At 52.9% G+C, this 14,540-nt stretch carries 11 protein-coding genes; 2 read left to right on the top strand and 9 right to left on the bottom strand.

All coding sequences use genetic code 11. The features are described from left to right. Positions 1–16: 16 nt before the first annotated feature. Positions 17–535, top strand: coding sequence for a bifunctional 3-hydroxydecanoyl-ACP dehydratase/trans-2-decenoyl-ACP isomerase (gene fabA, locus ABK821_RS08035; protein ID WP_138360499.1), 519 nt, complete (start codon positions 17–19; stop codon positions 533–535). 67 nt (positions 536–602) lie between these two features. Here the strand turns inward: fabA and rmf are convergent, their stop codons facing one another. From rmf to rlmKL, 6 genes are all read right to left on the bottom strand, one after another. After that, positions 603–770, bottom strand: a complete 168-nt coding sequence (gene rmf / locus ABK821_RS08030; RefSeq protein WP_138360498.1) for a ribosome modulation factor — start codon at positions 768–770, stop codon at positions 603–605. Positions 771–1,026: 256 nt separating this feature from the next. Then, entirely contained in the window at positions 1,027–1,590 is a 564-nt protein-coding gene (gene pqiC / locus ABK821_RS08025) for a membrane integrity-associated transporter subunit PqiC (protein ID WP_138360497.1), read from the bottom strand. Beyond that, positions 1,590–3,227 carry an intermembrane transport protein PqiB gene (gene pqiB / locus ABK821_RS08020; RefSeq protein ID WP_138360496.1) on the bottom strand — a complete coding sequence of 546 codons (1,638 nt, stop codon included), beginning with the start codon at positions 3,225–3,227 and terminating at the stop codon, positions 1,590–1,592. Before pqiB ends, pqiC begins: the two co-directional genes overlap by 1 nt. Further along, positions 3,217–4,485, bottom strand: coding sequence for a membrane integrity-associated transporter subunit PqiA (pqiA, locus tag ABK821_RS08015; protein ID WP_308564295.1), 1,269 nt, complete (start codon positions 4,483–4,485; stop codon positions 3,217–3,219). The genes pqiB and pqiA overlap by 11 nt, the downstream gene beginning before the upstream one ends. A 14-nt stretch (positions 4,486–4,499) precedes the next feature. Further along, a complete protein-coding gene (locus ABK821_RS08010) occupies positions 4,500–6,404 on the bottom strand; it encodes an ABC transporter ATP-binding protein (protein ID WP_138360494.1) in 1,905 nt (634 codons plus the stop codon). An 11-nt stretch (positions 6,405–6,415) separates the two neighbouring features. Then, positions 6,416–8,521, bottom strand: a complete 2,106-nt coding sequence (gene rlmKL, locus ABK821_RS08005) for a bifunctional 23S rRNA (guanine(2069)-N(7))-methyltransferase RlmK/23S rRNA (guanine(2445)-N(2))-methyltransferase RlmL (RefSeq protein WP_343178265.1) — start codon at positions 8,519–8,521, stop codon at positions 6,416–6,418. 98 nt (positions 8,522–8,619) lie between these two features. On the opposite strand from rlmKL, the gene ABK821_RS08000 reads away from it, so the two are divergent. Further along, positions 8,620–9,729 (top strand): YcbX family protein, encoded by a 1,110-nt coding sequence (locus ABK821_RS08000; protein WP_343178264.1) that lies wholly within the window; start codon positions 8,620–8,622, stop codon positions 9,727–9,729. On the opposite strand, the gene zapC is transcribed toward ABK821_RS08000, so the two are convergent. From zapC to pepN, 3 genes are all read right to left on the bottom strand, one after another. Further along, positions 9,726–10,268 carry a cell division protein ZapC gene (gene zapC / locus ABK821_RS07995; protein ID WP_343178263.1) on the bottom strand — a complete coding sequence of 181 codons (543 nt, stop codon included), beginning with the start codon at positions 10,266–10,268 and terminating at the stop codon, positions 9,726–9,728. The genes ABK821_RS08000 and zapC overlap by 4 nt on opposite strands. 167 nt (positions 10,269–10,435) lie before the next feature. Then, positions 10,436–11,446 carry a quinone-dependent dihydroorotate dehydrogenase gene (gene pyrD / locus ABK821_RS07990; protein ID WP_138360490.1) on the bottom strand — a complete coding sequence of 337 codons (1,011 nt, stop codon included), beginning with the start codon at positions 11,444–11,446 and terminating at the stop codon, positions 10,436–10,438. A 231-nt stretch (positions 11,447–11,677) separates the two neighbouring features. Further along, positions 11,678–14,293: an aminopeptidase N gene (gene pepN / locus ABK821_RS07985; RefSeq protein WP_343178262.1), complete on the bottom strand. Its 2,616-nt coding sequence runs from the start codon at positions 14,291–14,293 to the stop codon at positions 11,678–11,680. Between the last annotated feature and the right edge of the window lie 247 nt (positions 14,294–14,540).

Below are 14,540 nucleotides of genomic sequence, written 5' to 3'. Positions count from 1 at the left end.
AAGGCTTACTCAAAACATGGTAGATAAACGCGAATCCTATACAAAAGAAGACCTTCTTGCCTCTGGTCGTGGCGAACTGTTTGGGGCAAAAGGCCCGCAGTTGCCAGCGCCAAATATGCTGATGATGGACCGCGTCATCAAAATGACCGAAACCGGCGGCAACTACAACAAAGGTTATGTCGAAGCAGAACTCGATATTAACCCGGATCTGTGGTTCTTCGGTTGCCACTTCATTGGCGACCCGGTAATGCCTGGTTGTCTGGGTCTGGATGCCATGTGGCAACTGGTTGGCTTCTACCTTGGCTGGTTAGGCGGCGAAGGTAAAGGGCGCGCATTAGGCGTGGGAGAAGTGAAATTTACCGGCCAGGTACTGCCGACCGCGAAAAAAGTGACCTATCGTATTCACTTCAAACGGGTGGTAAACCGCCGTCTGATTATGGGTCTGGCGGATGGTGAAGTGCTGGTTGACGATCGTCTGATCTACACGGCAACCGATCTGAAAGTGGGTCTGTTCCAGGATACTTCTGCGTTCTGATTAAGCAGCAATGCGTTATAAAAGGCGAAGCCCCCGCCTGGCGGAGGCTTCATTTTTAAAGAGACAGTCAGGCAATCTGTACCCTGTCCTCCATGGCTTCTCGCCAGCCTCCTAGCCACCAGGACCTTTGGTTCAAGGTCTGATAAGGACACATTTCTTTCGACCTTCCGGCAATACCGGCTTGATATCCACGTTGATGTGCCCGTACCAGGCGATCTCGTTTTTGTCTCTTCATGCCTCGTTTCCCTCATTCTTTGATCTGGTGGAAAAGAAAACAATGGTCACTAAATGCGCAACCACGATTAACGAATACCGCGAATCAGAGAGAGCGTCAATGCGCAAAATTCACGCCATTGTCATATTTGTGAGCTACATGAAAGTTCATTTGTACAAAAAATGTGAACCAGCACAAGTAACAATCTGACGGTACAAACAAAAATGCCGCCGCGATTTTCGTTCTCGCGGCGGCAATTGAGCATTATTAATTCTACTTATGGCAGGCGATTCAGCTCGCTGGCGATTGCGATCGCTTCCTGGCGCCAGGCCTGAGCCAAGGTCTTCACCATCGCATCGTAGCCATCCTGCTGCTGCTTAAGCTCAATATTGAACGGACGCTTAATCAGTTGCCCCTGATGCTTCAGCAGCCACTCACCGCTGACAATCACCCGGCCATCGTAACGACCATGAAAACCGCTGACGGATACATTCAGCGTATCCTGCTCGCTACCCAGCGGTTGCGAGGCAATGACCCAGCCAGGTAGCTGCTGGCTAAGATTCGCCACTAGCGTAGTAAGCAGTTGCTGATCGAGCGGGCTTGCCCACAGGTTGTTATTCGCGATCACGTACTGCACATCGGTGGTTTGATAGACCACGCCGTTGCCGGCCAGATAGTCCGGAATGCTCACCTGCTCAACCCATAGCAATTTTTTACTCTGGTGAGCCGCGCTTTGCGCCCCCCCCTGCACCACCGGAAGCTGGTAGTAGGTTTTGCTCTCACCACCGCTGCTGCATGCCGTCAGCGCACACACCGCCGCCGCTATTAACCACTTCTTCATTATTTCGCTCCCTTCGGCTGTGGATCTTTTTTATCCCTGGCCTCGAAAACCAGCGCATTGCTCTTATCATTAAGCGTTTTCAATACCGGCTGCAGTTCACGAAGAACCTGATCGAGGCGCTGCATATCCGCAACCATCTTATTGTATGCCGCCGAACCAGGCTGGAAGCCCTGCATACTGCGGTTAAGTTCACGCAACGTATTCTGCATGTCGCCCGGCAACTGCTGCATCGACTGACTTGAGGTTATCTTGTTCAGACTATCCAGCGTCGTTTGCACGTGTTGCATAGTTTTTTCACTTTGCGCCAGCGTACTGGTCGCCTGCTCCAGCAGCGGGTTAATGGGCAGGTTGTTAATCTTATCCAGCGCCTCCATCAGACGCTGCTGGATCTGTGCCAGCCCCCCACTTACGGTCGGGATAATCGGATAGTCGCCGAACTTCTGAATCTTGCCACGTGGAGGCGCATTCTGGTAGAAGTCGAGATCGATATACAGCGCACCGGTCACCAGGTTGCCGGTTTTAAGGGAACCACGCAGACCACGATTGATCAGATCGTCGATATGCCCTGGAACATCCGGATCGCTGCCTAATTGATTGATCAGCCGCTGTGGCTCAATACGCACTTCAACCGGGATACGGTAATCATCATTTAAGCTCTGCTTCAGCCCCGGAATAAAGAATGGCACTTTACCTACCGTCCCGAGACGAATGCCGCGAAACTCAACCGGCGCGCCGGGCTGCAGACCACGAATCGAATCTTTAAAGAACATCACATAATCAATGTGTTGAGTAAAGACAGAATCCTGGATACTTCGCTGATCGTCAAACAGATGATATTCGGTTTTATTGGCCACCGGCTCACCCAGAGGTAATCCTTCCGGCACATCAAAGCTGACCCCACCGCCAAATAGCGTCGACAAGGACCCCATTTCAACGCGCATTCCCGCAGCGGTCAGATCCACGGCGATGCCGCTGTCTTTCCAGAAGCGCACGTTGTTGGTCACCAGACGATCGTTTGGCGCGCTGATAAACAGCTGATAGGTAATTTTGCGTTTTTGCGCATCAAAGGTACTGGTTTCAACGGAACCTACGCGATAACCGCGGAAAAGCACCGGATCGCCAGGTGACAGCTGACCGGCTTTACTGCTTTCCAGCAAGATACGAATACCTTTTGCATCCGGCGAAGCCAGCGGCGGCGAATCCAGCAGCGGATATTGCGCGGGCGCGGCTCCCTTCGTTCCTGGTTGCAGTTCAATATAGGCACCGGATAATAATGTTCCCAGACCGCTGATCCCTTCACGGCCAACCTGCGGCTTAACCACCCAAAATACTGAATCCTGATGCAACAATTTTTCCATGCCTGAATTCAGCCGGGCTTTTATTTCTACGTGGGTCAGATCGTCGGTCAGCGTGGCGCTTTCAATCACACCAACGTCAACGCTGCGACTCTTAATCCGGGTTTTTCCCCCTTCAATACCTTCAGCATTGGTGGTAATCAGGGTCACTTCCGGCCCCTGATGGCTGTAGTGATAAAAAAGGATCCATGCGCCAATAAGCGCAGTGACTATCGGGAAGATCCACACCGGTGACCAGTTCTTCACCTTTTGCACTTTCGCTTCTCCGCTCTTATTTTCCATGCTGTAGTCTTTCCTCATGGCTTGAATCTGGCTCACGATCCCACAATAAACGAGGGTCAAACGTCATGGCCGAAAACATTGTCATAACAACGACCAGCGCAAACATCACCGCCCCTATCGCCGGATAGATATTCATTAAACCGCCTATCCGCACCAGAGCTGAGAGTACTGCGATGACAAAAACATCAATCATTGACCACCGGCCAACAAATTCGACAACTTCATAAATCAGATGCATGCGCTCTGAATCGCGCTCACCTTTGCCGCTGGCGTTCCAGCACAGCCAGCCGATCGCGATCATTTTTAACGTTGGCACCATAATACTGGCGATAAATATCACCATCGCCACCGGATACGATCCTTCACTCCACAGCAGGATCACCCCAGCCATAATGGTGGAAGGCATCTTATCGCCCAGCAGATCGGTAATCATGATCGGCAGAATATTGGCGGGCATATAGAGGATCAGCGAAGTCACCAACAGCGCCAGCGTCCACTGCAGGCTGTTTTTACGCCGGGCCGTTCCCTTTGTATGACAACGCGGGCATACGGCTTCATCCACGGGCAACACCGCCGTACAGCACGAACATGAACGTAACCCCTGTCGTAAGCCAGAAACGCCAACTTTCAGCGGCTGCTTAATCGGCGGCATTGGTGCAATGTCATCCCAGAGCCAACGGCGGTCCACACACTGAAATGTTCTCAGTTGTAGTATGCAGAACATACACCAGGGAACAAAACTCAGGCCGATACCGATATCGCCGTAGGCCATCAGTTTAACGAAGCTGACCAGCACCCCGGCGAGAAAGATTTCCGCCATTCCCCAGGTTTTAAGATGAAACAGGATCCGCGCCAGAAACGCTTTCAGCCCGGAATGCATGCGCACCCGGTTTACCAGCAGCAGTATGGTGATCAGACAAAAAGCCGGCACCAACTGCACAAAGAGTAAAAAGAAGGTCCCCAGACTGGCGTAATCCTCGGAAAACAACACATTGGGAATTTCCAGCATCTCTATTTCGCTACTGATCCCGCCAACCTTCATGTAAATAAAGGGAAACAGATTTGCCAGCAGCAGCATAAACAACGCAACCAACGCATAGGCCGTGGGACGCTGCCGGGGCGCATCCCAGGAAGTCGTTAATGTTGTTCCGCAGCGCGGACATGCAGCTTTCTGGCGATGCTCCAGCAGCGGCAGGGCCACCAGCAAATCACATTGTCGACACAGGATATGCCGTGCAGCATGATGATGATCGCACATGAAAACTCCTCTGCTTAAGCGCCGTTTTTTAAACCTTCGAGGTATTCCCAGCGTTCGAAGGCGGCTTCCAGCGCCTGCTCCGCGTCACTTAACTGAGTCAGCACCTGTTGCGTATGGTCATGCGGCTGACCAAAGAAAGAAGGATCGGCCACCTGTTCCTGCAAATTCTGCAAACTGGCTTCCAGCGCTTCCAGCTTTTGCGGCAACTGCTCCAGTTCGCGCTGCAGGTTATAGCTTAATTTGTTAGCGGTACGCTTGACACTTTCTGCTTTCGGTTGCGCTTCAACGGCCTTTTTGGCAACCGGCTGCTTTTGCGCCAGATACTGCGCTTGCTGACCGCGGGCATCATGATAGCCGCCGATATATTGGCCAATTTGCCCGGCGCCCTCGAAGATCCAGCATTCAGTGACGGTGTTATCAACAAACTGACGGTCGTGGCTAACCAGCATCACTGTACCCTGATAACCATCAACGAGCTCTTCCAGCAGTTCCAGGGTTTCAACATCCAGATCGTTTGTCGGTTCATCGAGAATCAACAGGTTGCTGGGTTTAAGGAACAGACGCGCCAGCAGCAGACGGTTACGTTCACCGCCGGAGAGCGCCCGTACCGGCGTCATCGCGCGTTTCGGATGGAACATAAAATCCTGCAGGTAACCCAGAACGTGGCGCGGCTTGCCGTTCACCATCACTTCCTGCTTCCCTTCAGCAAGGTTGTCCATCACCGTTTTATCCGGGTCAAGCTCCGCGCGGTGCTGGTCGAAATAGGCGACTTCCAGCTTCGTGCCCACGTGGATCCGCCCGCTATCCGCCTTTAGTTGCCCAAGCATCAGCTTCAGCAGCGTGGTTTTACCGCAGCCATTCGGGCCAATCAGCGCAATCTTGTCGCCACGCTGGATCTGAGCGGTAAAATCTTTCACCAGCACCTTACCATCAACCTGGTAGTTAACGTTCTCCAGCTCGAAGACAATTTTGCCCGAACGCGCCGCCTCTTCGACCTGCATCTTCGCGCTGCCCATCACTTCACGGCGTTCGTTGCGCTCGCGACGCATCGCTTTAAGGGCGCGCACACGGCCTTCATTACGGGTACGGCGGGCTTTGATCCCCTGACGGATCCACACTTCCTCCTGCGCCAGTTTGCGATCGAACTCCGCATTCTGTAACTCTTCTACGCGCAGCGCTTCTTCTTTATCCAGCAGATACTGATCGTAGTTCCCCGGATAAGTCACCAGCTTACCGCGATCGAGATCGACAATCCGCGTCGCCATATTGCGAATAAAGGAACGGTCATGTGAGATGAAAATAATGGTGCCTTTGAACATCTTCAGGAACCCTTCCAGCCAGTCGATAGTTTCAATATCAAGGTGGTTGGTCGGTTCATCAAGCAGTAGCACGCGCGGCCCGCTAACCAACGCGCGGCCAAGCGCCGCTTTACGCAGCCAGCCGCCGGAAAGCGAGGAGAGTTCGGCGTTGGGATCCAGGCTTAGCTGCTCCAGCACCTCATTAATTCGGCTATCCAGTTGCCACAGTCCTAAATTGTCGAGTTGCTCTTGCAAACGCGCCAGTTCGTTCAGGTTTTTGTCGCTCGGATCAGTCATCACCAGTTGCGAAACATCGTGATAGTCTTTGAGCAAGGCCGCCTGTTCGGCAATACCTTCCGCGACAAAATCATAAACGGTTCCGGTGACATCACGCGGCGGATCCTGCTGCAAACGCGCAACCACCAGATCCTGTTCATAGATGATGCGACCATCATCAAGACCCTGCTCACGGTTAAGGATCTTCATCAAGGTTGATTTGCCCGCGCCGTTACGCCCGACCAGGCACACCCGTTCGTTATCTTCGATATGCAGTTCTGCATTATCCAGCAGCGGCGCATCGCTGAAAGAGAGCCAGGCGCCGTGCATACTAATTAATGACATTATTTATTCCTTCAGGCTGCGGTAATCAGCCAGCAGTTGTGGATCTGACGATTGCGGGCAAAATCCAGAGACAGGGTTTTTTGCGTGATCTCCTGCGCCTTCAGGCCCAGTTGCGCCAGCCCGTCATGATCCATACGGAAACCGCGTTTGTTATTCGAGAACATAATCGTGCCGCCTTTACGCAGCAGACGTTTTAAATCGGTCATCAGACGCAAATGATCCCGTTGCACATCAAACGCGTCGTCCATACGTTTGGAGTTGGAAAAAGTCGGTGGATCGATAAAAATCAGATCAAACTGCTCGGTCGTCTCCCGCAGCCAGCCCAGCACATCAGCCTGCATCAAACGATGCGCGCGTCCGGTTAAACCGTTAAGCCGCAGATTGCGCTCAGCCCACTCAAGGTAAGTGCGTGACATATCAACCGTGGTCGTGGAACGTGCGCCGCCAAGACCCGCGTGAACGCTGGCGCTGCCGGTGTAGGAGAAAAGATTGAGGAAGTCTTTGCCTTTACTCATCTGTCCCAGCGTACGACGGGCAATGCGGTGATCGAGAAACAGTCCGGTATCCAGATAGTCTGTCAGGTTCACCCACAGGCGGGCGTCGTACTCCCGTACGGTAATGAATTCTCCCTTCTCAGCCATTTTCTGATACTGGTTTTTCCCTTTCTGTCGTTCGCGGGTTTTCAGCACCAGCTTATTCGGCGCAATACCCAGCACAGCAATAGTGGCGGCGATGATATCAAACAGGCGCTGACGCGCTTTATGCGCATCTACGGTTTTCGGCGGCGCATACTCTTGCACCACCACCCAGTCACCATAACGGTCGATAGCCACGTTATATTCCGGCAGATCGGCATCATACAGGCGATAGCATTCAATCCCTTCCTGACGCGCCCATTTTTCAAATTTTTTCAGATTCTTACGCAGACGGTTAGCGAAATCTTCCGCCAGCATCGTCGCTTTTCCACCTTCGCTTTCTGCAAGGTGATAGTTTTTCTGCACGCAGTCCAGCGGGCCGTTCTTCGCTTTAAACTGTTTATCCGCCCGTAATTGCAGACAACTCAGCAGATCCGGCGAGGCGCTGAACAGCGACAGATTCCAGCCGCCAAACTGATTTTTCATCGTCCGGCCCAGCAGGCTATGCAGAGCAATCAGCGCCGGTTCACTCTCCAGACGCTCGCCATACGGCGGGTTGCTGATCACAGTACCGTATGGACCTTTCGGCAAAGGATTGCTCAGTTGAGCGACATCTTTAACGTCAAAGGTAATCAGTTCACCAATACCAGCACGGCGGGCGTTACGCTGCGCACGTTCGATAACCCGCGCGTCGACATCAGACCCGTAAAAGCGCGACGCATACCCCGCAAGACCCTGACGGGCGCGAGTTTGCGCGTCGGCTTTCACCTCTTTCCAGATAACCTCATCGTGCTGCGCCCAGCCGCCGAAGCCCCAATGACGACGATGCAAACCTGGCGCCCGATCGGTCGCCAGCATCGCAGCTTCGATCAGTAAAGTACCGGAGCCGCACATCGGATCGAGCAGCGGCGTACCCGCAGCCCAGCCGGAACGCATTACAATCGCCGCGGCAAGGTTTTCTTTGATCGGCGCCATTCCGGTACCATCCCGGTAACCACGCAGGTGCAGGCCCTCACCGCTAAGATCCAGTGAAATATGGGCCGTTTCTTTATTCAGCCAGACGTTAATGCGGAGGTCGGGATTATCGCGATCGACATTGGGCCGCGGAAGATTTTTACGCGTGAAACTATCGACGATCGCATCTTTTACCTTTAGCGCGCCATACTGGCTGTTGCGAATTTCGTCGTTCAGCCCACTAAAATGCACGGCAAACGTTGCCCCGGGGTTGAACATCTCCGTCCAGGGTATCGCCTGGACGCCAAGGTAAAGATCCAGATCGCTGTATACATTACACTGGCTCAGCGGCAACATAATCCGTGAAGCCAGCCGACTCCACATCAGGCTTTGATACAGCAAGCGTGTATCCCCCTGAAAATGGACCCCGCCCTGGACCACCTGACACGCCACCGCACCAAGGCCTTCCAGTTCAGATTTTAACAGCTCTTCCAGCCCACGAGCCGTACTGGCAAACAGAGAATTCATATCGTCACTTTTACTAAAAGAAAATTGGTGCGCATTATAGCCAATATGTGCCCTATGTCATAAAGTTAAAGGCTTATTTTTACAGCCTGGGGCAGAGTATGGTAACGCTTTCGCGACTTTTTATTCATCCTGTTAAATCAATGCGAGGACTTGGCCTCAGCCACGCTTATGCTGATATCAGTGGGCTGGCTTTTGATCGCATATTTATGGTGACGGAAACCGATGGCACCTTCATTACTGCCCGTCAGTTCCCGCAAATGGTCAGGTTTACCCCCGCGCTGCGCCATGATGGTCTTCACCTGACCGCGCCAGACGGCAGCAGCGCACTGGTTCGCTTCAGTGACTTTGCTCCGCAACAGGAAGCAACTGAAGTCTGGGGCAACCACTTTACCGCCCTGATTGCGCCATCCCCGATTAATCAATGGCTAAGCGGTTTCTTTAACCGCAGCGTCCAGCTTCGCTGGCTGGGGCCGCAGCTAAGCCGTCGGGTGAAGCACCATGACGCCGTCCCCCTCTCCTTCGCAGACGGTTTTCCCTACCTTCTGGCCAATGAAGCCTCGCTGCGCGACCTGCAAAACCGTTGTCCGGCCAGCGTAAGCATAGAACAATTTCGCCCGAATCTGCTGGTCACCGGTGCAACAGCCTGGGAAGAAGATAGCTGGAAAGTGGTCCGTATCGGCGAGGTTGTTTTTGATGTCGCCAAACCGTGCAGCCGCTGCGTGTTTACGACCATCAGCCCGGAGCGTGGGCAAAAGCATCCTTCAGGCGAACCGTTAACTACGCTACAAGGGTTTCGCACGGCGCTGGATAGCGGTGATGTCGATTTTGGTCAGAACCTGATCGCGCGTAATAGTGGTGTGGTGCGGGTTGGTGATGAGTTAGAGGTGCTGGTTCACGGCCCGGCTAAAGCTTACGGTGCGGGCGATAGCGATAACCTATTGACGCCCAAAGCCCAACAGAGCGCAACGGTGGCGATTGCATGGCAGGGGCTGAGTTTCACCGGTAACAATCAGCAAATCTTGCTTGAGCAACTGGAACAACAGGGTATTCGCATTCCTTACTCCTGCCGCGCGGGAATTTGCGGTAGCTGTCGTATTCGGCTGGAAGAAGGCGAAGTCAGCGCGCTGAAGAAAAACGCAGTGGCCGCTGATGGTACGATTCTGTGCTGCAGTTGCGTGCCGAAAACTGCCCTGCGGCTGGCGCCTTAAACCGCTTGTCCCAGGCTGTAGCTCACGCCTCCGGGCGCCGGTAGCAGACGGTCGTTCATAATTTTAATTACATCGCCGAGCTGCATGACTCGCCCGGCAAGCGTCAGACCCGGCTGTGCTAACAGGCACAGCGCCGCGTTCTCGCCGGGCTCAACGACCAGCAGATTGACCTGCTGACCGGTATCGCTCAGCCAGGCGCTGGCCGCATCACCGGTAGCGGGCTGCCAGCTCTCTGCGTGAGTTGTGAAATGCCAGCTTTTCGGCATTTGCGGTTTAAGAAAGCGAATGGCGACCAGCGCATTAAGGACTAATTCAGCGCGCTGTTCTTTGGATAATTCAAAGTCGCGACATTTCTCTTCAAATGAAAAATAGAGTGCGGCATCATCCACGCAAAATCCGCAAGGGACAAAAGCGTCAGGCGTCAACATTCGGCGCGGGAAGCGCGACCTGAATAACATACCATTAGCCAGGTCAAGCATCATGCGGTCATGTTCTTCGTCGTAATACCAACGCCAGTTATCGTCAGGTTTAATCCGCATTTATCCCCCCGTCCTCTTTCACTTCCATCGCGAATAACATGTAAATTGCTACAGAATATTCCCAAAATTAAGAAAAGACTAAAATGTTTAAATAAGCAACAATGAAAGAATATAAAACAACCAGGGCTATAAATAAAGCCCTGGTGAAGTATCAGTAGAAGAAAAGATTAGATATGAGTAACAATTTCTTTAATCAGCGGCGGGCCTTTAAAAATGAATCCGGAATAAATCTGCAGCAGCGTCGCGCCAGCAGCTATCTTTTCCCGTGCCGCAATCACTGAATCAATACCACCAACGCCAATAATTGGCAGGCGGCCATTTAATTCCGCAGACAGCAGGCGAATAATTTCGGTACTCTTCAATTGCAAAGGACGTCCACTAAGTCCACCGGTTTCATCGCAATGTTTCATACCCTGAACCAGCGATCGATCCAATGTGGTATTGGTGGCAATCACACCATCAATATTATGCCGGACTAAACTGTCGGCAACCTGGATCAATTCTTCGGTGGAAAGATCCGGCGCGATCTTTACCGCCACCGGGACATATTTCTGATGCTTCTCCTGCAGCTCACATTGCTTATTTTTAATCGCCGAAAGCAAATCATCCAGCGCATCGCCGTATTGTAAAGTGCGCAGGCCTGGCGTATTCGGCGAGGAGATATTAATGGCAATATATCCGGCGTAAGCATAGATTTTTTCCATACATATCAGATAATCATCTTTGCCTTGCTCAACCGGGGTATCTTTATTTTTACCGATATTAATTCCCAGAACGCCATCAAAATGCGCCTTTTTTACGTTCTCAACCAGGTTATCAACCCCGTGGTTATTAAAGCCCATGCGGTTGATCAAACCTTCGGCATCGACCAGACGGAAGATCCTTGGCTTATCGTTACCCGGCTGCGGGCGCGGCGTCACGGTACCAATTTCGATTGAACCAAAACCCATTGCTCCGAGCGCATCAATACACTCGCCATTTTTATCCAGCCCGGCAGCCAGACCCAGCGGGTTCTTAAATTTGAGTCCCATACAGGTCACCGGCTTTGCAGGCACTTTTTGCCGCACTAACATTTCCAGTGGGGTTCCCGTAATACGGCGTAATTGTTGAAAGGTCACTTCATGAGCGCGCTCAGGATCGAGCTGAAAAAGGGCTTTACGAACGAAGGGGTAGTACATGAACTCTCCTGGATTCCCGGTGTGCAAACCGGGGGCGTATTATGTGCTATCCATCGCGGAAAGGGAATTGACCTGTGACAAAAAATCACCGGTCTGACGCAAACGTTTACTTTTACCACTCGTGTGACACCAGCAAAACGCACTCAGGCGCTGCTGGCGCGACACTGACGGAATTACCGTTTAACCGCCCGGATAAGGCCAGTGACGCCTTATCCGGGAATTACCCCAGCCTTACGCCAGCGCTTTACTGATTTTCTCGAACAGATCGCCGGAGAGATTCTCCAGCCCCTTCAGTTGCTCCAGCGCCGCACGCATCAGCGCCTGCCGCTTCTCATCATAGCGTTTCAGACGAATCAGCGGCTCAATCAGACGCGAAGCGACCTGCGGGTTACGGCTGTTCAGTTCGGTCAGCATCTCCACCAGGAACTGATAACCGCTACCGTCTTCAGCATGGAATGCCGACGGGTTACTGCTGGCAAAAGCGCCAATCAGGGAACGGACACGGTTCGGGTTACTCATGCTGAACGATCGATGATTCAGCAAACCGCGTACCACCTCCAGCACATTCTCTGCCGGGCTGGTGGACTGCAGGATAAACCATTTATCCATGACCAGACCGTCCTGATGCCATTTATCGTCATATTCCTGCATCAGTGCATCACGACACGGCAGTTGTGCCGCCACGGCAGCCCCCAACGCCGCCAGCGCATCTGTCATATTATCAGCATGATGATATTGTGCGCGCACCAGTTTATCCGCCAGTTCCGCATCACCAAATGCCAGATAGCGCAGGCAGGTGTTACGTAGAGAACGCTTACCGATGTCGGCATGTTCCACGCGATAGCTGGCAAGTTTGTTGGCGTTGTACACCACCAGGAACTCGTCGGCCAGTTCGTTCGCCAGTGTACGAGTGAGCGCGTCACGTACTGCGGCGATAGCGATCGGATCGATAATCTCGAACAGTTCCGCGATTTCATTGGCTGAAGGCAGAGTCAGGATCTCGGCTGCCAGTGCCGGATCAATCGTCTCATCCAGCAGTATTGCGCGGAACGCATCGGCAACATGGATCGGCAGCGACAGCGGTTGTCCCTGCTGGTGACGGTTGACGTTGAGCTTGATGTAGGTCGCCAGCAGGCTCTGCGCCGCATCCCAGCGAGAAAAATCGTTACGGGCGTGACGCATCAGGAAGGTGAGTTGCTGATCGCTCCACTTATATTCCAGTTTCACCGGCGCGGAGAATTCGCAAAGCAACGCCGGTACCGGCTGGAAGTAGACATTGTCAAAAACAAAGGTCTGCTCCACCTGGGTCACATTCAGCACCTGATGCACCGGATGACCGCCCTTCTGCAACGGAATCACGTTGCCTTCGTTATCGTACAGCTCAATATCGAACGGGATGTGCAGCGGCAACTTCTCCGGCTGTTCCGCAGTCGGCAAAGTACGCTGGCTGATGGTCAGCGTGTACTGTTCCGTTTCCGGGTTGTAGTCGTCATGCACGGTGACAATCGGCGTACCGGACTGGCTGTACCAGCGACGGAAGTGGGACAGGTCGACGTTAGAGGCATCCTCCATCGCCTGGACAAAATCGTCGCAGGTGGCGGCGCTACCGTCGTGGCGTTCAAAATAGAGCTGCATCCCTTTCTGGAAATTCTCTTCTCCCAGCAGGGTATGCAACATACGGATCACTTCCGCCCCCTTCTCATACACCGTCAGGGTGTAGAAGTTGTTCATTTCGATGACCTTCTCCGGGCGAATCGGATGCGCCATCGGGCTGGCGTCTTCGGCGAACTGCAGGCCGCGCATAGTACGCACATTGTTGATGCGGTTGACCGCCCGTGAGCCGAGATCGGAACTAAATTCCTGATCGCGGAAAACGGTCAGACCTTCTTTCAGACTGAGCTGGAACCAGTCGCGGCAGGTGACGCGGTTACCTGTCCAGTTATGAAAATATTCGTGTCCAATAACGCGCTCGATATCAAGGTAGTCTTTATCGGTTGCGGTATCGGTACGCGCCAGTACATATTTAGAGTTAAAGACGTTAAGGCCTTTATTCTCCATCGCCCCCATGTTGAAGAAGTCAACGGCGACGATCATATAGATGTCGAGATCATATTCGAGACCAAAGCGCGTTTCGTCCCACTTCATCGAATTTTGCAGCGAGGTCATTGCCCACGGCGCACGGTCAAGGTTGCCGCGGTCAACGTACAGCTCCAGCGCCACTTCACGCCCTGAGCGAGTGATGAATGTGTCGCGCAGGACGTCGAAATCACCGACCACCAGCGCAAACAGATAGCACGGTTTAGGGAACGGATCCTGCCACTGGATCCAGTGGCGGCCCCCCTCCAGTTCCCCCTGCGCCACACGGTTGCCATTAGAGAGCAGGAACGGATATTTGGCTTTATCGGCAATGATTTTAGTGGTGAAGCGCGCCAGAACATCCGGGCGGTCCAGATACCAGGTAATATGGCGGAAACCTTCCGCTTCACACTGCGTACACAGCGCTTCGCCTGACTGATACAGCCCTTCCAACGCGGTATTGGCCGCCGGGCTAATCTCATTAACAATAGTCAGAGTGAAATGTTCCGGCAATCCGCTAATGACCAGATGGTTATTTTCTTCTTTATAGTCACTCCACGCTTGACCATCAATCCGCAGAGAAATTAACGTCAGGTCTTCGCCATCAAGACGCAATGGCACATCAGACGTAGCCGCATGGCGTGAGACCTTGCTCTCAGCCGTAACAATGGTTTTTGCGGCATCCAGGTCAAAGGTCAAATCGATATCGCTAATCAGATACTCCGGCGCACGATAGTCGTGGCGGTATTTGGCTTGGGGCTGTTGTGTCATAAAAAACCTTTCGCATCTCCTGTAAAGTGTCGACCCAGTCTATTCCTGTTGCGCAATTCTCGCTATGCAGAATCTTCATCTTTTCAATGCTAAACATGAAAATCGCCACATTCTGATAACATTAGTGGCACGAAATGCACTCGACCCGACGCAAAGCTTGTGGTGTTATCCGTGTTCAATATATTAAACTAGACCTCGCAAATGACCGTCAGCGTCGCTATCGACCGTCGCCGCGGGACAGAGTCGG

This window comes from Klebsiella sp. KE9456 (assembly GCF_043832615.1).
GTDB classification, from domain to species: domain Bacteria; phylum Pseudomonadota; class Gammaproteobacteria; order Enterobacterales; family Enterobacteriaceae; genus Klebsiella; species Klebsiella indica.
The sequence above is the reverse complement of the archived record's forward strand: the minus strand, read 5'-3'. Positions and strand labels throughout refer to the sequence as shown.

What these genes read in the sequence shown, in the direction of transcription:
- rlmKL (WP_343178265.1), bottom strand. Translation starts at nt 8,521, where the DNA reads ATGAATTCTCTGTTTGCCAGTACGGCTCGTGGGCTGGAAGAGCTGTTA.
- rmf (WP_138360498.1), bottom strand. Translation starts at nt 770, where the DNA reads ATGAAGAGACAAAAACGAGATCGCCTGGTACGGGCACATCAACGTGGA.
- zapC (WP_343178263.1), bottom strand. Translation starts at nt 10,268, where the DNA reads ATGCGGATTAAACCTGACGATAACTGGCGTTGGTATTACGACGAAGAA.
- pqiB (WP_138360496.1), bottom strand. Translation starts at nt 3,227, where the DNA reads ATGGAAAATAAGAGCGGAGAAGCGAAAGTGCAAAAGGTGAAGAACTGG.
- pyrD (WP_138360490.1), bottom strand. Translation starts at nt 11,446, where the DNA reads ATGTACTACCCCTTCGTTCGTAAAGCCCTTTTTCAGCTCGATCCTGAG.
- ABK821_RS08000 (WP_343178264.1), top strand. Translation starts at nt 8,620, where the DNA reads ATGGTAACGCTTTCGCGACTTTTTATTCATCCTGTTAAATCAATGCGA.
- pqiA (WP_308564295.1), bottom strand. Translation starts at nt 4,485, where the DNA reads ATGTGCGATCATCATCATGCTGCACGGCATATCCTGTGTCGACAATGT.
- pqiC (WP_138360497.1), bottom strand. Translation starts at nt 1,590, where the DNA reads ATGAAGAAGTGGTTAATAGCGGCGGCGGTGTGTGCGCTGACGGCATGC.
- fabA (WP_138360499.1), top strand. Translation starts at nt 17, where the DNA reads ATGGTAGATAAACGCGAATCCTATACAAAAGAAGACCTTCTTGCCTCT.
- pepN (WP_343178262.1), bottom strand. Translation starts at nt 14,293, where the DNA reads ATGACACAACAGCCCCAAGCCAAATACCGCCACGACTATCGTGCGCCG.
- ABK821_RS08010 (WP_138360494.1), bottom strand. Translation starts at nt 6,404, where the DNA reads ATGTCATTAATTAGTATGCACGGCGCCTGGCTCTCTTTCAGCGATGCG.